Source organism: Methanoculleus nereidis (genome assembly GCF_032944295.1).
GTDB classification, from domain to species: Archaea; Halobacteriota; Methanomicrobia; order Methanomicrobiales; family Methanoculleaceae; genus Methanoculleus; species Methanoculleus nereidis.
Genome location: NZ_JABFFQ010000006.1, coordinates 49,201 through 66,100, shown reverse-complemented (window position 1 = coordinate 66,100; position 16,900 = coordinate 49,201). Strand labels below are relative to the sequence as shown.

19 protein-coding genes and 2 tRNA genes are annotated in these 16,900 nt (G+C 63.0%); 7 read left to right on the top strand and 14 right to left on the bottom strand.

All coding sequences use genetic code 11. The features are described 5' to 3' along the window. Positions 1–279: 279 nt before the first annotated feature. The 3 genes from HL657_RS08805 to HL657_RS08795 all read right to left on the bottom strand — a co-directional run bounded on the left by HL657_RS08805 (position 280) and on the right by HL657_RS08795 (position 1,859). The gene (locus HL657_RS08805) at positions 280–516 is read right to left on the bottom strand and encodes a hypothetical protein (RefSeq protein WP_317296447.1); all 237 of its coding nucleotides are present in this window, start codon (positions 514–516) and stop codon (positions 280–282) included. A gap of 1 nt (position 517) precedes the next feature. Continuing rightward, complete coding sequence (locus HL657_RS08800) at positions 518–1,726, bottom strand: Bcr/CflA family efflux MFS transporter (protein ID WP_317296446.1); 1,209 nt, start codon at positions 1,724–1,726, stop codon at positions 518–520. A 58-nt stretch (positions 1,727–1,784) separates the two neighbouring features. Continuing rightward, positions 1,785–1,859: transfer RNA gene (locus HL657_RS08795), tRNA-Glu, on the bottom strand. Between the two features lie 188 nt (positions 1,860–2,047). Between HL657_RS08795 and HL657_RS08790 the strand changes: the two genes are divergently transcribed. After that, entirely contained in the window at positions 2,048–3,163 is a 1,116-nt protein-coding gene (locus HL657_RS08790) for an OBG GTPase family GTP-binding protein (RefSeq protein WP_317296445.1), read from the top strand. Here HL657_RS08790 and HL657_RS08785 read toward each other — a convergent pair. Continuing rightward, on the bottom strand, positions 3,150–4,265 hold the full coding sequence (locus tag HL657_RS08785) for a tRNA (guanine(10)-N(2))-dimethyltransferase (RefSeq protein WP_317296444.1): 1,116 nt from the start codon (positions 4,263–4,265) through the stop codon (positions 3,150–3,152). The two genes, HL657_RS08790 and HL657_RS08785, sit on opposite strands and share 14 nt — an antisense overlap. Positions 4,266–4,334: 69 nt before the next feature. Between HL657_RS08785 and HL657_RS08780 the strand changes: the two genes are divergently transcribed. From HL657_RS08780 to HL657_RS08770, 3 genes are all read left to right on the top strand, one after another. Then, positions 4,335–4,409, top strand: a tRNA-Arg gene (locus HL657_RS08780). 72 nt (positions 4,410–4,481) lie between these two features. Then, a complete protein-coding gene (locus tag HL657_RS08775) occupies positions 4,482–5,321 on the top strand; it encodes a geranylgeranylglycerol-phosphate geranylgeranyltransferase (protein WP_317296443.1) in 840 nt (279 codons plus the stop codon). Between the two features lie 230 nt (positions 5,322–5,551). After that, positions 5,552–5,899 (top strand): polymer-forming cytoskeletal protein, encoded by a 348-nt coding sequence (locus HL657_RS08770; RefSeq protein WP_317296442.1) that lies wholly within the window; start codon positions 5,552–5,554, stop codon positions 5,897–5,899. On the opposite strand, the gene HL657_RS08765 is transcribed toward HL657_RS08770, so the two are convergent. The 4 genes from HL657_RS08765 to HL657_RS08750 are packed head-to-tail and all read right to left on the bottom strand — an operon-like array spanning position 5,864 to position 9,387. Further along, positions 5,864–6,568: a DUF116 domain-containing protein gene (locus HL657_RS08765; RefSeq protein WP_317296441.1), complete on the bottom strand. Its 705-nt coding sequence runs from the start codon at positions 6,566–6,568 to the stop codon at positions 5,864–5,866. The two genes, HL657_RS08770 and HL657_RS08765, sit on opposite strands and share 36 nt — an antisense overlap. A gap of 2 nt (positions 6,569–6,570) precedes the next feature. Further along, entirely contained in the window at positions 6,571–7,626 is a 1,056-nt protein-coding gene (mtnA, locus tag HL657_RS08760) for an S-methyl-5-thioribose-1-phosphate isomerase (RefSeq protein WP_317296440.1), read from the bottom strand. 2 nt (positions 7,627–7,628) lie between these two features. Further along, on the bottom strand, positions 7,629–8,903 hold the full coding sequence (locus tag HL657_RS08755; RefSeq protein ID WP_317296439.1) for a CoB--CoM heterodisulfide reductase iron-sulfur subunit A family protein: 1,275 nt from the start codon (positions 8,901–8,903) through the stop codon (positions 7,629–7,631). Further along, positions 8,896–9,387 carry a gamma carbonic anhydrase family protein gene (locus HL657_RS08750; RefSeq protein WP_317296438.1) on the bottom strand — a complete coding sequence of 164 codons (492 nt, stop codon included), beginning with the start codon at positions 9,385–9,387 and terminating at the stop codon, positions 8,896–8,898. The genes HL657_RS08755 and HL657_RS08750 overlap by 8 nt, the downstream gene beginning before the upstream one ends. A 234-nt stretch (positions 9,388–9,621) precedes the next feature. Between HL657_RS08750 and HL657_RS08745 the strand changes: the two genes are divergently transcribed. Further along, positions 9,622–10,080: a phosphopantetheine adenylyltransferase gene (locus HL657_RS08745; RefSeq protein ID WP_317296437.1), complete on the top strand. Its 459-nt coding sequence runs from the start codon at positions 9,622–9,624 to the stop codon at positions 10,078–10,080. On the opposite strand, the gene pyrI is transcribed toward HL657_RS08745, so the two are convergent. Continuing rightward, positions 10,073–10,540 (bottom strand): aspartate carbamoyltransferase regulatory subunit, encoded by a 468-nt coding sequence (gene pyrI / locus HL657_RS08740; protein WP_317296436.1) that lies wholly within the window; start codon positions 10,538–10,540, stop codon positions 10,073–10,075. The genes HL657_RS08745 and pyrI overlap by 8 nt on opposite strands. Continuing rightward, the gene (pyrB, locus tag HL657_RS08735) at positions 10,537–11,433 is read right to left on the bottom strand and encodes an aspartate carbamoyltransferase (protein WP_317296435.1); all 897 of its coding nucleotides are present in this window, start codon (positions 11,431–11,433) and stop codon (positions 10,537–10,539) included. Before pyrB ends, pyrI begins: the two co-directional genes overlap by 4 nt. Before the next feature lie 186 nt (positions 11,434–11,619). Between pyrB and HL657_RS08730 the strand changes: the two genes are divergently transcribed. Further along, on the top strand, positions 11,620–11,808 hold the full coding sequence (locus tag HL657_RS08730; RefSeq protein WP_317296434.1) for a hypothetical protein: 189 nt from the start codon (positions 11,620–11,622) through the stop codon (positions 11,806–11,808). A gap of 3 nt (positions 11,809–11,811) precedes the next feature. On the opposite strand, the gene HL657_RS08725 is transcribed toward HL657_RS08730, so the two are convergent. Genes HL657_RS08725 through HL657_RS08710 form a run of 4 tightly spaced genes read right to left on the bottom strand, consistent with a single transcriptional unit; the run spans position 11,812 to position 14,696 of the window. Continuing rightward, complete coding sequence (locus HL657_RS08725; protein ID WP_317296433.1) at positions 11,812–12,537, bottom strand: methyltransferase domain-containing protein; 726 nt, start codon at positions 12,535–12,537, stop codon at positions 11,812–11,814. Continuing rightward, positions 12,534–12,875 (bottom strand): nascent polypeptide-associated complex protein, encoded by a 342-nt coding sequence (locus HL657_RS08720; RefSeq protein WP_317296432.1) that lies wholly within the window; start codon positions 12,873–12,875, stop codon positions 12,534–12,536. The genes HL657_RS08725 and HL657_RS08720 overlap by 4 nt, the downstream gene beginning before the upstream one ends. Then, positions 12,857–13,354 carry a PUA domain-containing protein gene (locus HL657_RS08715; RefSeq protein WP_317296431.1) on the bottom strand — a complete coding sequence of 166 codons (498 nt, stop codon included), beginning with the start codon at positions 13,352–13,354 and terminating at the stop codon, positions 12,857–12,859. The genes HL657_RS08720 and HL657_RS08715 overlap by 19 nt, the downstream gene beginning before the upstream one ends. After that, positions 13,299–14,696, bottom strand: coding sequence for a DHH family phosphoesterase (locus tag HL657_RS08710; protein WP_317296430.1), 1,398 nt, complete (start codon positions 14,694–14,696; stop codon positions 13,299–13,301). Before HL657_RS08710 ends, HL657_RS08715 begins: the two co-directional genes overlap by 56 nt. Positions 14,697–15,441: 745 nt before the next feature. On the opposite strand from HL657_RS08710, the gene HL657_RS08705 reads away from it, so the two are divergent. Beyond that, complete coding sequence (locus HL657_RS08705) at positions 15,442–16,845, top strand: NAD(P)H-hydrate dehydratase (protein WP_317296429.1); 1,404 nt, start codon at positions 15,442–15,444, stop codon at positions 16,843–16,845. Positions 16,846–16,900 lie beyond the last annotated feature (55 nt).

Genomic DNA, 16,900 nt, shown 5'->3' with positions numbered 1-16,900 from the left:
CGCACCCTCTCGGCTATCCCATATAAATACGTTTCGAACCGATCTTTCTCTTCCCCCGGAGCGCAGGAATCCGCCATCTGAGATCGCCTGACCTAACGGCTATTCTGAAGAATGAATGGTATAATCTCCGAAACGTTCCATTATCTACGGATACCTTCTGGCAAAGGATATATATCAGTTCAAGCCCCGGTTTAGATCCCGTTTTTGGTATATACCCTGATCGTTATGTGAGATGCGCTCTGCAGCCAGTCCAGACGAAAAATCGTTCGATAGATATCTTTAAATACCGGTGAGTCCCCCGGGGGGATGCGGGGCCGGAATCGGGCCCATCCTGAAACCGGCAAGCTCAAAGAAGGCCTCGCAATGATAGTCGGCATCGAAGTCGACTTTTCGCATCGAAGCCTTTCGCATCTCGCGCGAGGTTTCCGCAACCGAATCGGCCAGCGCGGGGTTCGGCCCGAACTCTTTGAGGATCTCCGAGTGTTTCTTCTTTTGCGGGGTGTACTTCAGGATCATTTCAGAACGTCACCAGCCCCCGCTTCCCGATCGCCGCCCACCCTAAAAGACACGCAACCCCGGCCACCACGTTGATCGCCCCGAGGCCGAAGACGAGGCTCTCCCCGAAGAGGAAGACGAGAACCATCCCGGCGCTGCCGAAGACAAGGCCAGCGCAGTTGATCAGGGCGGATGCTGAGCCGGTATCCTCCTTCTGCTGGTCGAGCATCAGAAACGCACCCGCCGGCCGCACGGCACTCCCCATCAGCGAGGCCGGGAAGAGGGCAAGGGCAAAGGCCAGGGGGCCAAGGCCCCCGAAGAGGCAGACCAGCGCCCCGGCACCGATCACGACGACGAACCCCGACGCGACGATCGAGCGGCGGCTCGCGTGCCGGGAGAGCCAGAGGTAGAGGAACGGGCCCGTTATCAGGCCGACGGCGTTGAGGGCGAAGTAGAAACTGTACCACTGCTCCGAGAGGCCGAACCCGTCCTGGTAGATGTACGACGAGGCGGAGACGAACGCTAAGGAAGCGGTGCTCACGAGCGAGAAGACGACGAGAAGCGAGGCGAAACCGGGGTTTTTGAGCACGGCCCCGAGCCGGCGGACGGACTGCGCCACGGTGCCGGTATACCGCGAGGGTATGGTCTCCCGGAGGAGGAGGCCGCCGGCCATTGAGACGACGCCGATGAGGGCGAGCGCCACAAAGAGGCCCCGCCAAGATGTGTAGGGGAGCATGAACGCCCCGAGGACCGGGGCGACGGCGGGCGAGACGACGACCATGGACTGGACGAGCGCGAGCACTGACTCCCTCTTTCTCCCGTCGTAGACGTCTTTGACCATCGCCATCGCGACTGCGGAGGCGGCGCTGCCCCCTACGGCCTGGAGGATGCGGAAGGCGATCAGGATCCAGATATCCCACGATAGAGCGCAACCGGCGCTTGCGGCGATGTAGAGGGCGAGCCCGGCCAGGAGAACGGGCCGGCGCCCGTACCGATCAGAGAGCGGCCCCCAGAAGAGCAGCCCGAGGCTGAAGAAGAGAAAGAAGAGGATCAGCGTCAGGTTGGTGAGGCCGGCGGAGACGCCGAAGTAGTCGCCCATCCGGGGAAGGGCGGGGAGGTAGAGGTCGGTCGAGAGCGGGACGAAGGCGGAGAGGAGCGCGATGAGGACGATGAGGCCCCGATCCCCGAGGTATTTCTGGGTCGGCCGGTCACTGTCGGGAGAGTAGTGCATGGAATCGTCTCTTTCTCGGGGAGCGGTGCAGAAGTGGGCGTTTGCCCTTAGAACAGTATGCTGCTATGGGGATTCGAACCCCAGTCGCAGGAGTGAGAGTCCTGCATGATTGGCCGGTCTACACTATAGCAGCGCATTGCACCAACGTGCTCTAAATTATTGGCCTTTATCCTATTTAAACCTGTCTCGCGCTCTGCCGTCTCTGATCATGTCGGCAGCCAGACAATCTAAACCCTGTACGGGCCGGAATTTTCCCTTCGCTTCGTGATTTTCATCACAGACACCCATAAGTAGCTTCCCAACATACGTGTATCGGCAGCAATGAGCAGTGTCGAAGAGCAGATACGGGAGATCGAGGACGAACTTAAAAATACCCCGTACAACAAGGCGACCTCCAAGCACATCGGCCGCCTCAAGGCGAAACTCGCGAAAATTCGCGACGAAGCAGTAGCCCGGGCCATGGCCTCCGCGGGAGGGGGGGAGGGCTACTCCGTGAAGAAGTCGGGGGACGCCACTGTTGTCCTGGTCGGCTTCCCGTCCGTCGGAAAGAGCACGCTGCTCAACAGGCTCACCGGCTCGGAACTCAGCGAGACGGCGTCCTATGCCTTCACGACCGTCTCCGTCATTCCGGGTTCGATGGAGCACCGGGGCGCGAAGATCCAGATCCTGGATATCCCCGGCCTGATCGCCGGCGCCGCCATGGGCAAAGGCCGAGGGAAAGAGGTGATCGCCGTTGTCCGGAGCGCCGACCTGATCCTTGTTTTAGTCGACGTCTTCAACGAGAAGCATACGGACGTCCTTCTCCGCGAGCTCCAAGACGCCGGTATCCGGATCAACCGTCCTAAACCCGATATCACCATCAAGAAGGCCGGGAACGGAGGTATCCGGCTGAACACCGTCGGCGCCGTCGACCTCGATGTCGAGGAGATCCGCTCTATCCTCGCGGAGAACAGGATCGTCAACGCGGACGTCCTGATAAGGAACGAAGTCAGCCAGGACGACTTCATCGACGCGATGATCGGGAACCGTGTCTACGTCCCGGCGTTCATCGCGGTCAACAAGGTCGACCTGGTCGACGAAAAGACAGGAGCGGCGATAGAGGAAGAACTGACCGAACGGTTCGGCGAGCCCCCCATCATGGTCTCGGCGCACAGCGGCTACCGGGTCGAAGACCTCAAGGATGCCATATTCGAGAACCTGGGATTCATGCGGGTCTACTTAAAGCCGGTCGGCGGCCCCGCGGATATGGACGAGCCGCTGATCATCCGGAGCCCGGCTACGGTCGAGGACGTCTGCAACCGCCTCCACCGGGACTTCGCAGACAAGTTCCGCTACGCAAAGGTCTGGGGCGAATCGGCCAAGCACGACGCGCAGCGTGTCGGCCTCAACCACAAACTCGCGGACGGGGACGTCCTCACCGTCGTCACCCGCCGCTGATCACCTTTTCGAGAACAGGAAGCGGCGCATCGGTCTTTATCGCCGTTCCCGAGTAGTGTGCACGGCTCGCCCGGTAGCCGAGGGCCTGTAGCTGCTCGATGACCGTCCCGATACCGCCGGGGGAGACCCGCAGGTGTTTTGCAATGACGTGGTAGTCGTAGTGGCTCGACGTATCCAGTTCCTGCCGGCAGGTCGCGAGCAGCCGTCCGATCCGCGCCCCGGTTCCGACCGTGACCGCAGGAAGCGCCTCCTGCATCGCGGCAAGCGTCGCATCGTCGTTGATCCTCCCCGTCCAGAGGGGGCCGACCGGCACCAGGTCCGCACTGCAGAGCGGGCACTCCTCCGGTTCGGGGAGCATCCCGGCCTGTTCCGAGCGGTAAAGGCACTGCGGGCACTGCATCACATAGCCAAGCCGCGCAAGTGCCCGGTCGGCTGCCGCCGCCCCGTAGCGGAGCCGGAGATGCAGGCGGTGGAAGTGCTCGTGCGCGTAGCAGAAGAGCGGTTCCACCCCGCGGTCATACTTGATCACCTCGCGCACGACAAACCCCATCAGCGTCCGGAGACCTACCTCGGCGTGGTACTCGGTGTTCCGGGGGCGGGAGAAGTAGCGGCGCATGCCTGCCTTCAGGTGCGCTCCGCAGAGCGGCGCGGTGTCGGTGGCGGTGACGAAGAGGTAGTTTCCGGCGCTTCGTGCCGCAGAGTCGACGAACGGTGCCGGCGTCCCGAAAGGGTCGAGGTCGACGGCATCGAACGTTCTCCCGCTCATCAGCACATTCGCGTCCTCGCGGGTGACCTCGGCGGCGAGACCCAGTGCCTCCACGTTCTGCTGGATAAGATCGACCGCCTTTGTGTTCCAGTCGTTGATCGTCACCGGTATCCCGTCCTCGTGCGCCACCCTTAGCCCCCGGACACCGGACGCGCCCATGGCGTCAAGGTAACTCCCCGGGCGCAGGACGGAGAGCAGGAGGACGGTGGTATCCCTGTTCAGCTCCATGCGCGAGTTATAAAAGACCGGGCCGCTTCCCGGCGGGAACTGGAGATGAGGATCCTGCCTGGGCACAAAAAACCGGGTTTTCCCCTCAGTAACCTCAACAACATCCATGCTTCCGAAAAAGGTGGATGCTCGATACCCTTATACCTTCTCATGAGTAATACTTCTACTCCAGCGTATGGGCTTGTGGCCTAGCCAGGACATGGCGTCAGCCTCCTAAGCTGAATGCCGGGGGTTCAAATCCCCCCAAGCCCGTCCTTTTTCCCGATACCGTTCCAGAGGACCTCTGGTTATTTATCTTCCGCCCGAGAACCTAACTCTTCGAGAATGAGCGCTTCCGCCTTTATCGGGATTACCCGTCCGCACAACGCCGTCGTTGCCGGCCTTACCGCGCTCATCGGGTACCTTATCGCCACCGGGACGCTCACCCCACCGTCGCTCCTGCTGGGCGTGGTCGTCGCGCTCATCACCGCCGGCGGGAACGTCATCAACGACGTCTTTGACGTTGAGATAGACCGGATCAACCGGCCCGATCGTCCCATACCGGCGGGAGAGATCAGCCTTGCCGGAGCAAAGGCATACACGGTGACGCTCTTTGCCGGCGGGCTTGCCCTCGCCACCCTGACGACGCCACTCTGCTTTGCGATTGCCCTCGCAAACACGGTCGTCCTCGTGGCATACGCCGTCCGGCTGAAGAAGACCCCGTTCCTCGGCAACGTGGCCGTCGCTTACCTGACCGCGAGCGTCTTCCTCTTCGGCGGCGCGTTTGCGGGCATCGAGGGGCTCGTCCGGAACCTCTCGCTCGCAGCAATCACCTTCCTTGCGACCATTGCGCGGGAAGTTTTGAAGGATGCAGAAGACGTGGACGGCGATGCGGCAGGAGGCGCACACACCCTTCCGATGGTCGTCGGCATCCGAAGGGCAGGGGTATTCGCGTTCGCCTGTGCCTGCGGCGCCGTTGCGGTAAGCCTTCTCCCCTTCGGTGACTGGTGGGGTCTTTTCTATCTCGCCTGCATCATGGTCGTGGATTTCGTCATCCTCTTCGGGGCCTTCCGGGGTCTAAGATGTACGACACCGGGCTGTGTCCGGGAGTCCCGGGCGACCTCGATCCTGCGGGCAGGAATGTTCGCCGCGCTCGCGGTCTTTGCGGTTGCCGCGGTGATATGACCATAAGCAAGGTTCCCGGAGCACTCGAACACCCCTCTTAAAGGGCCCGTGTTTGCCGCATTATCCTCATCAGCCGGGACAAACGCCAGGAACGACCTCTCGTTGGTCAGAATCACCACTGATAATTTTATCTGGTTACGGGCCGAGCTGTTATCCAGGAGATCTTCATGAAAGTTTACCGGCACGGGGACACGTATATAGCACCGAAAGGTTCCTTTTTTGACGGAAACGTGAAGATAGATGGCAATTTCATCACCCCTCCGGAGACGCACATCTGGGGCAATATGGTCATTGCCGGCCGCCTCGAGCTCGGGCCGGGCTCGACGGTCGGCGGTTCCATCGAGGCAAGGAGCATTGTCGTCGGTCATGACGTCAAGATAAAAGGGCCGCTCCAGGTCCAGGAGACCGCCACCATCTGCGACAATGCATGCCTCCATTCGATCGAGGCGGGAGGAAACATCACCCTCCGGCCGGGCGTCAGGGTTGGTGATGTGAACAGTACCGAGACGATCTTTGTCTACGGCAAGGTCACGAGCGAGCGCTTATTCGGCAGGGCCGTGAAAGTCTACGGCATCTGACGGGGGTTTGAGGCCGAGCAGGGCGGCATCTCTCACCGCGGCCCAGTCCGCTATCGTCTCCACGCACCCATCTTTTAAGTTCACGACACCGATGGCGACGAGCCCTATCCGGTCGGACATCTCGATCCCGTCTTTTATCTCCATGAGGCACCCGACGCCGATGATCGCCTGCGGATGATATTTCTTGACCATCCGTTTGATGAACGTCGAGCCCGGGACGATGAAAACCCGATATCCGATACTCTCCAGCCACACTACGTTCTTTCCGACCGAGCAGCGGCCGCAGTTGCGGCATTTCAGGCCTTCCGGCGTCAGGTTCGCCGGACACTGAGCTGACCGCAGGCATTGGGGCAGGAAGATCGCCCGCTGCTCCACAGGAGTCTCGGAGAAGGCCTTTGTGTTCATGGTGTTTCGAAGCGTTATGAAGAACGTGACGAGGTCCTTGTCGTCCAGCCCGAGGAGTTTGCAGAACGCCTTCACGAGCCCTTCGAGGAGAACCATGCCGGGTATCAGGATCCGTGGGAGATAGAACTTCCCCCGGGTGATCGAGGCGGCAGCGATGATCGCGAGGGCTACCGCGGCAAGCAGCATCCCGAGGATGAAGAAGAGCGTCACCTCCCCGATGAGGATCATCAGCTGGATCCAGATCCCGGAATAGAAAAAGCTCATGGTCAGGCCTCCCTCCCTTTCCCGACGAGCCGGAAAGATTTTGCATACGGGGGTCGGAGCACTCCGATCTCGGTGACGATGGCGTCGACGAGGTCGAGCGGGGTGGCGTCGAAGGCGTAGTTGAGCACCTTCACGTCGTCGGGCACGAGTTGCACGTCGCCGCAGTATGCGAGTTCGGATCGGTCCCGCTCCTCGACGGTGATCTCCTCCTCTGTCCGGGCGAGGTCGAACGTGGAGACCGGCGCCGCAACGTAGAACGGGATCTTATGATGATGAGCGGCAACGGCGTGCATGTAGGTTCCTATCTTGTTGAAGACCGCGTCCTTCGTGATCCGATCGGCGCCGACGACAACAAGGTCGATCATCCCCTTCCGCATCAGGTATGCCGCCGACGAGTCGGGGATGAGGGTCACGTCGACCCCGTCCCGGGAAAGTTCCCAGCAGGTGAGCCGGGACCCCTGGTTCAGCGGCCGGGTTTCGCAGGCAATCACCCGCACACTCTTTCCGGCGTCAATCGCCGACCGGATCACCCCGAGCGCCGTCCCCCGGCACCGGCAGGCGAGCGCTCCCGCGTTGCAGTGGGTGAGCACCGTGCACCTCTCCGGGAAGAGTTCTTCGCCGAACCCGCCGAGCCTCCGGCAGGTCAGTTCGTCCTCCTCTGCGACGGCGTTCGCCTCGGCGACCGCTATGGTCTTCGCCTCGGCGACCGATGCGGCCAGCGTCATCTTCCGTTGCACGCGGTCGATCCCCCATGCGAGGTTCACCGCGGTCGGCCGGGTGCTCCGTAGAAGGTCTCCTGCCCGGCCGACCTCGTCGAGGAACCGCTTGAGATCCGTCTCGGTGCTCCGGACGGCCGCGAGCGCCACGCCCATCGCACCGGCGATCCCGAGCGCCGGCGCTCCCCGGATCTCGAGCCTCCCGATCGCCCGGGCGAGGTCGTCGACGGTCGCGCACCGCATCTGCTCGTACCGGCCGGGAAGAAGGGTCTGGTCAATGTAGAGGATGCACTCGTTCTCTGCATCCCATGCGATGGTGTAGGGTTCCTCTCTTTCCGGCATGCTCACCCCGCCCGGATCGCGTCGATATACGCCCGCATCGCCGCCGCGCCCCCCATGGCAACCGAATCGGGGATGTCCCTCGGCGCGGTGGCGGTTCCCGCCACGTAGATCCCGGGTTTCACCGTGAGCACGGGGCCGACTTTCTGGTCGGCGACCCCGAAGAACCCGGACTCGTCTCGCGGGATGCCGAGCATCCGGGCCACCTCATCCGCCCCTCCGGCCGGTTCGAGCCCGACGGAGAGCACCACCAGGTCCGGGTGGAACGTCTCCACCTCGCCGGTCTCGGTGTTCTCAGCGGTCATCATCAGGCTGCCGTTCTCCTGGAGCACCTCGCCGGGGAACCCGCGGACGAACCGGACCCCGAGACTCTTCGCCCGCTCGTAATATTCCTCGTACCCCTTGCCGTATGCCCGGATATCGTTGTAGAAGACGGTGACCTCGACGTCGGGGTTCTTCTCCCTGATGAGCATGGCGTTCTTCATCGCATACATGCAGCAGACCCCGGAGCAGTAGGGGCGGCCGATGGAGATGTCGCGGGAGCCGACGCACTGGACGAACGCTATACTCCGGGGCGCCTTACCGTTCGAGAGGCGTTTCAGTTTGCCCCCTGTCGGGCCGCTTGCGTTGATCATCCGCTCGAACTCCAGGCTCGTGATGACGTCGGGGATAATGAGGTAGCGGAATTGCGCTTTGTTTCTGGCATCGAACGTCGCATAGCCGGTTGCGACGACGATGCTTGCAGCCTCAATCTCAAGCAGGCGCTCTTCGTCCTCGCGAAGGATTGCCTCTTTTCCGCAAACGTCGTAGCAGAGGCCGCACTCGATGCAGTGCTCCTGGTCTTTGACGACGATGTCGGGCACCGCCTGGGCGTGGGGCTTGTAGATTGCTTTCCGGACCCCGATGCCGGCGTCGAACCGGTTGTAGACCTCCACCGGGCAGATCTGGATGCAGTCGCCGCACCCGTTGCACTCGTCCTCGATGATGTAGCGGGGATGCTTTCGGACCCTGATGAGGAAGTTCCCCACCTCTCCCTCGACCGACTCGACCTCGGAGCAGGTGTGGATGGTGACGTTTGGGTGCCGGGCCACCTCGACCATTTTCGGAGAGAGGATGCACATCGAGCAGTCGTTGGTGGGGAACGTCTTGTCGAGCTGGGCCATGTGTCCGCCGATGGTCGGTTCGCGCTCGATGAGGTGGACGTGGATGTTGTGATCGGCGAGGTCGAGCGCCGCCTGGATGCCCGCGACCCCGGCGCCGATGACGGTGACCTCAGTCATGGCGGTACCTCCCTGCGAGTTTGACATATTCACGAGCGTTATGCACAATACTCTCCTGTTGTTCGGGCGTCGTCTCCCTGACGGCTTTGCCGGGCACGCCGAGGACCAGCGAGTTCGGCGGGATTTCCTTTCCCTCCGTCACCACCGCGCCGGCGCCGATGATGGATCCTTCCCCCACCACCGCGCCGTTCAGGACGACGGCACCCATCCCGATGAGCACACGGTCCTGGATGGTGCAGCCGTGCAGGATGGCGCCGTGGCCCACAGAGACCTCCGCCCCGATCGTGACCGGGAAGTTGGGTGTAGTGTGGACGACGGCGTTATCCTGGATGTTTGAACCCGCTCCGACCGTGATCGTAGCCCGATCGCCCCGGACCACGGCACCGAACCATACACTCACGTCGTCGGCGAGCGTCACATCACCGATGACTGTTGCGTTCTCCGCAATAAAGACACGGTTCCCCACAACCGATCCACTCTCCATAATGAGTCTACTATTGGTTGCGGCGATACAAAATGTTCTCCCTCGAGGGTAAGGGAGGGGCGGGTGGGTTTGGAGAGGGGCGGTGAGGTGAGCCGGTGATGAGGGCAGGTAACGAGGTCTTACGCGGGAACTCACGAAGTGCGAGCGGGAGCGAGCTTGAGGCGCCAGAGGTGGGATGCTCTTTTCCCACCACCAATCACTACCCATAAAACCCCTCGCGGCAAACGCCTCTGGATGAGAGTGATGGTCGGGGGGACGTTCGATCCCCTGCATGCCGGGCACCGGAAACTCCTTGCCCGTTCCTTCGAACTCGCGGGGCCTGATGGAGAGGTGACCGTCGGGCTGACGACCGACGAGTTTGCCGGCGCAAAGGTGCACCCCGTCCACACGTACCGGGAACGGCTGGAAACCATCACGTCGTTTATCCGGGAGCGCGGCTACACCGCCGCGTGGAAGGTCGAACCGCTCGCCGACCGCTACGGCAGCGCCCTCGATGCGGACTTCGATATTCTCGTCGTCTCCGAGGAGACCTTCCCGGTTGCTGTGAAGATCAACGAGCTCCGGCGGGAGCGTGGGAAAAAGAAGGTGGACCTTCACGAGATCTCGTGCGTCCTCGCCGAAGACGGCCGGCGGATCTCGAGCACCCGGATCTGCCGGGGGGAGATCGACCGGCATGGGCGCCTGATTAGATGATGTGGTTCGCGATATCGTCCTTGATCAGCCAGTCGCAGTAGAGGCAGTGCAGCCCTTTGTCGAGCACCTCAAACGTGCTCGCGACAGGCTCGTTCGTGTTCGTGATGCAGCCGGGGTTCGGGCACCTGACCACGCCTTTGAGAATCTCCGGGATCTCCACGCCCTTCTTCTCCACGACCTGGTAGTCCCGAATGATGTTGATCTTCGCCTGCGGCGCAAGCAGGGCGATCCGGTCGACCTCTTCCGTGCGGAGTTCCCGGTTCTCTATCTTGACGATATCCTTCTTCCCCATCCGTTTGCTCTTGACGTTCGTGGCGATGCTCAGGCATTCCGGGGTCGACCCGGTGATACCGAGGATCCGCAGAACGTTCAGCGCCTCGCCGGCCGTGATATGGTCGATGACGGTGCCGTTCCTGATAGGGCTGATGACCAGCCCTCCCGATGGGTCTTTCCTGGTCACTTCATCACCTCATGGAGGAGCGCCATCCTGATGGGCACACCGTTCTTTGCCTGCTCGAAGTAGCGCGCATACGGTGTGCGGTCCACCGCTGAGTCGATCTCCCCGGCGCGCGGAAGGGGATGGAGGATCATCAGGCGGTCTTTCACCCCGGTGAGCAGGTCGGGCGCGATCCGGTAACTGGACGCGACGTTGTAATACGACGCCGAGTCCGGGAACCGTTCGCGCTGGATTCTCGTGACGTAGAGGACGTCGAGGTCCTTGATCGCCTCCTCGACGTTCGGGTGCTCGACGACCTCCATGCCGCGCTCCCGGAGTTCGAGGGCTATATTCGCCGGCATCTCGAGCCCCCTGGGTGCGATTGTGTGCAGCGTGACACCGTAGAGGGAGAGGGCGAGCGCGAGGGAGTGCGCGGTCCTGCCGTAGCGGAGGTCCCCGAGAAGCCCGACATCGATCCCGTCGATCGGCATCGACTGCCTGATGGTATAGAGGTCGAGCAGCGTCTGGCTCGGGTGCTGCCCCGCGCCGTCGCCGGCGTTGATGACCGGCACCGAGGCGAACTCGCTTGCGAGCCGTGCTGCCCCTTCTTTCGGGTGGCGGAGCACAATGGCGTCCGCGTAACCGCTCACCACCCGGATGGTGTCTGCGAGCGTCTCTCCTTTAACGATGGAACTCGCCTCCACGGAATCGACGCTGATCGACCGCCCGCCGAGCCGTGCCATGGCCGTCGCAAACGACATCCGTGTTCTGGTGCTGGGCTCAAAGAAGAGAAGGGCTACGAGTTTATCGTCAAGCATTCCGGACCGGTATTTGCCGGTATCAAACTCCGCTGCCCGGTCAAGCAGGTAATCAAGATCGCTCCTTTCAAAATCGCGGATAGAGATAATGTGGTACATCGTGCGGCTACCTTCCGGGGCTTTTCATCCGGCGTATGGGTGCCTGGATTATTCCGCCCTTCTTCTCTCCTGAATAATGATTCATCCCGAACCCACTAAATACCTTTTTTTCCGGGTGCGTGCCTGACCCCCATGACAACCTTTGTCACCTCCGCCTCCCTACCACTTATTCCTGGAGAAGATCGTATGACCGAACAACAGGAAGAGTATGCCCCTGAGGTCTGCTGTCACTGCGAGGGGGCCGGGTGCATGTACTGCAACAAAAAGGGAACCGTGATGGTGCTGCAGCCTTCGCAGAAGTGCAGGCACTGCGGCGGGGACTGCTGCATCTACTGCGGCTACACCGGGTGGGAACGCCCGCTGAAGGAGTATTAACCCCTATTTTCGCGCGATCGTGATGTAGCCGCTGTGGGCGACCCGGGTCGACGGGCGGGTTCCCCGGGCGGAGCGCGTCAGTTCCCGCTCCATGCACTCGTAGCAGTGGACGTCGCGGAAGAGCGGCGTTGCGGCATCGAGCGCGACGAACGTGTGCTCGAGGAACGGCGTGTAGCAGGAGAGATACCCGCCGGGCGAGAGGAGCGAGAAGGCGTGCTCCACGTGCGCCGGCGTTATCGTGAGGTCGAGATGAACGACGTCGAACTCGCCGGTCGCTTCGAGCATATCGGCCGCGATCACCTCGACGTTTTCGAGGCGGGCGTTTTTGATGTTCTTCTCGGCGAGCCGGGCAAACTCCGGGCGCACCTCATAGGTCTTCACCTCGCGGGCGATCTTTCCGAAGTAGATTGCGGCGACCCCGCTCCCGGTTCCGGCGTCGAGGACACGGTCGTCACGGTTCATCCCCGTGTAGGCGATCACCATGCCGATGTCCTTGGGGAGCATGGGCGCCCCGCTCCGTTTTGCGTGGACGAAGAAGTCGGTCGGCCGGGGGCGAAGCACCCTGAACGGGACGCTGAGGTGGGTCCGGATCTCGTCTCCCGGGTTCATGCCCGCGAGCGCCGTAAGATCGATCATCCCGCGGTCGGTGGAGAACTGCCCCTCGCCCGCCGTCACGAAGTACTCGCGGTCCTCGCCGACGAGCAGGAGACGTTCGCCAACTTCGATCATTGCTGCGCGAGTTTCAGGATCGCTTCGGCGATGTCGCCGCGGGTCTCGACGAGCGCCGCCCTTGCCACCTCATCCGTCGCACCGGTCTGGGATGCGACGAGGGCGACGTCGTCGTCGGGGATCTCCGGGACCGCCTCCTCAAACCGGGCCTCCCCCGTGAGCTGGTAGGTGGTGGTCCCCTGCATGGTGGTCGCGACGACCTGGGCATCGTCAAAGACGTAGTTTCCCGCGGGCGTGTAAATGACGACCTTCTCCACGCCCTCGATCTCCTCCATCTCCATGCCCATCTGCTTCATCATCTGCTTCATCTTTTTCGGGTTTACCTTTCCTGGAAACATTCGGATCCTCTCCCCTGCCGTACTTTTACCGCTACACCGTAATTAAATGCCAGCATCTCCCGCCCGGAGAGCAAAGCCGCCCCGGTGGCGAGGAGCATGTCGTCGCCGGTCACCACCAGCACCTCGTCTCCTGCGCGGATACCCTCGTCGGCAGCGACGACGTGCTTCGCCATTGCGTTCTTCCCGTCCGCGACGAACGGCGCCACGTCTTCCTGCACCGCCACCCGGTAGGCCGGGGGGGCCAGATGGGCGCAAAGTCGCGCCGCTGCGGTAATCCCGAGGGTCAGGCGGCCGTCCTGTGCGCGAACGGTCGCGAGCCTCTCCTTCCCGAGACGCACCTGGCGGATGCGCCCGGTCGTGGAGAACTGGAAGGTACATTCGTCGGGGAAGATCGCAACTCCGGCCCCGGCGCCGAACTGGAAGTCAGCAATCGTCCGGATCCGCCGAAGCGAACTGTCGTTTGAGTATTCGGTTGACACTATCAACAAACTCCTCTTCTGTATCGTGGGGGATGAATGCCCCGGCGGCGATCCGGTGCCCGCCGCCTGCGCCGCCGATCTCTGCCGCCGCCTCGACGAGGGCTTTCTGCAGGTCGACCCCGCGGCCGAGCGCCCACTCGTTCGTCCGCATCGAGACTTTCGTCACCTCCGGTTCGTCCACCATCGCGGCGAGCACCATCATGGGCTTCTTCCAGTTCAGTTTGGAGAGCGCCATCCCCGCCCCGATCCCGACGATGGTGTCGGGGAACCGGTCGCCGGTGTGGACGTACTGGAGATGCGAGAGCTCGGTCACCCCGGTATCAAGGATGTACTGGAGCAGGTCGCGGATGACCGTCCGGTGGTGGGCGAGCATGTGCTCCGCGTCGCGGTAGGCTTCCCCGCGCTCCCCGCGGCAGATGCTGCTCCCTGTCCGGGGCTTTGCCCATCGGCCGCAGGCGTTCAAGAGGGTGGCGTACTCGGAGGCGTTCCGGAGCGGTGTGCGCTCCGACTCGTCGGGGAAGATGTAAGTCTCGGCGAGCAGGCGGTCGGTCTCCCTCCCGTGGGCGATGAGCTGCTGGGCGAGGGCGCTGATGATCGTGCGCCGGTCCTCGAACGGGAGTTCCTCCCAGACGAGCCACCCGCCCCGCGGGTTCTTCAGCGTAACACCGAGCCGTTCGAGGAACCGGAGTGCTGCGTTCGTGTTGTTCGAGATCCCGTCGATGTAGGGGTCGTCGCAGTAGCCGAGGCAGACGTGGACCGGGCGGGTGGACGTCCCGTAGCAGTTCAGGTCATGGTCCTGCACGATGATGTTGCCGTACTCCACGCCGTCCCGGACGATCTCGCGTGCCGGGCCGACCAGCCCGCAGTTCTCCCGGGCCATCATGTCCCCGACGTTCCCGATGACGGCGAGTTTGGCGAGGTCGATGGCTGTCGGGTCGATTGCCTTCGCGACCAGGTACGCGATTCCGGCGGCGCTCATCCGGGTGATGCCGTGATCGAGGCTGTTCACCTGGGGGTAGGTCGTGCCGCAGGGCTGGCCGACGTGGTGGTCGAGGATCAGAACTTCGTCGCTGGAGAGGCCGTGGTCTTCAAGGAGGTTCTGCTGCCCGGCGCCGAGGTCGGTGAAGAGTTTCAGCGAACCATCCTTCGGGACATGGCGCATCGCCATCGGCTCGAGCTGGCGGACGAAGACGGAGTCGACAGCCATGCCCTCGCGGGTGAGTGCCTGCGCGAGGATCGCCTCCGTGCTGATGCCGTCGGCGTCGATGTGGGAGATGATCGTCACTGAGTCCGCATCAAGGATGATATCCGCCGCTCTCCGCACATCGTTTTCGAGGCTCATCTCCATTGTAGTGGGTGGTGAAGGGTCAATAATGCATGGGAGTGTGGAGGGAATCGGGGAGTTTGGGAAGGTCGGCGAAATGGAGGGTTGGAACATGAGCGGCTTGAGTCTTCAAGCGACGGACTATGCAACCCACACCCACTGGTGCTTACATCTTCTCGATTGCACATGCCCTTACACGGATTCCCACTGGATATCGCCACTGGGGGTGGGGCTGACGGCGAGGGGGGAGCATCCCCCCTCCCCTGTCTCTACCCCGTAAGGCTATGCCTGTGACCCCCACCCCGCCCGGCCTCCGGCCTCCTCCCCCTTCCTGCGGGGCGGGGGCAGTGCGTGGCGATAGGCGATGGTTCGGTGCGACTGACCAGAGACCGGGAGCGTGAGCACCGTGAGGTGCGAAGAATCGGAGCCGGAGAAGACCTAAGGTCTTGGACTGGTGGCTGGCCGAAGGTACGACGTTCTAACGGAATGCGACTGCCCTACAGGCAGGAGTTTGAGCACCGCAAGGTGCAGGGGCAGGAACTCGAGCACAAAGGTGCGACTTCCAGTGGAAATCCGTGCAAGAGCATATGCGAACGAGAAGAATATAAGCACCACTGGATACACCGGTTGCACTCTGGCTGCTCGTCTGCCACCCCTCCTCTAAACCGGCAGCCTCCCTGGCGTTTTTCCAGTCAGAAACTAAAACTATCTATGAAAGAAACGCCATAGCACCGATCAGACAACGCTCCTGGAGGTGCGGAACATGACGACAAACGATATGCGGGAATTTCTGGAGACCGGCGTGATCGACGCCGGCCGGATGAAAGCGGTCGAGGGGAACGCCGTTGCGCTCGGTCAGCCGTCGCTTTTGATGATGGAGAGCGCCGGCCGGGCGGTCGCGGATGCCGTCCTCGCCCGTGATCCCGCCCACGTTCTCATCCTCTGCGGGAGGGGAAACAACGGCGGCGACGGGATGGTGGCGGCCCGCTACCTCCAGCACCTTGATTTGATCGACGTCGTCTACCCCGACTGCGGCTCGACGACCGCCTCGGCCGCCGCCCAGCTCGCCCTCCTCCGGCACTGCTCCGTTGCCCTCCACCCCATCCGGTGCGCCGCAGATGTCAAGGCACTCTCCCGCCTCTTTGACGACGCCGACGTGATCGTTGATTCGATGCTCGGCACCGGGGTGTCGGGTGGGGTGCGGGAGCCGTTTGCAACCCTCATTGCCCGGGCGAACGCGAGCGAGGCGCCGATCATCGCTGTCGACGTCCCCACCCCTGGTATCCGGGCCAACCGTGTCGTATCGTTCCACCGGCCGAAGGTAGAGGGCGCGGACGTCGCGGATATCGGCATCCCGCTCGAGGCGGAGATATTCACCGGCCCGGGAGACCTCGTGCTCGTCCCGGCCCGGGCGTCCGGGGCCCACAAGGGTGCCGGCGGCGAGGTGCTCGTCGTCGGGGGCGGGCCCTACCAGGGGGCGCCCTACATCGCGGCGATGGGGGCGCTCCGCGCCGGGGCCGACATCGTGCGGGTCGCCTCACCCGCATACGTCCCCATGCCCGACCTGATCTACGAGCGCCTGGAGGGGAGCACGATCACGGCCGATCACCTGGAGACGATCCTCTCCCTCGTCGACCGGGCGGACGTGGTCGTCTGCGGCATGGGTCTCGGGAAAGAGAGCCACGACGTCGTGATCGCCGTCGCGGAGGCGGCGAAGCGGGCGGTCTTCGATGCCGATGCGCTCGCTCTGCCCCTGCCGGCGGCGAGGGAGACGATCTACACCCCGCACGCGGGCGAATTCGCCCGGATTGCCGGGATGGGGCCCCCGGCGGACCTTGCTGCGCGCGGGCGGTGCGTGAAGGCCGCCGCGACGGCGGGGACCATCCTGCTCAAAGGCCCGGTCGACGTCATCTCGGACGGGTCGCGGGTCCGGTTCAACCGGACCGGCACCCCCGCCATGACCACCGGCGGGACGGGCGACCTGCTCGCCGGCATCGCCGGCGCGCTCTTCTGCCGGATCCCCGCGTTCGAGGCCGCCTGCATCGCCGCGTACGTCAACGGCAGGGCCGGCATGCTCGCCGCAGAAGAGCGTGGAGAGGGCATGCTCGCCACCGATATGCCCGGCTACATCCCGGAAGTTCTCTTCCGGCGCCCTGCACCAGAATGAACTGCCGATAGCCGCCTTCTTTTATCCCTTAAGACAGAAGATCTCCTGCGATACA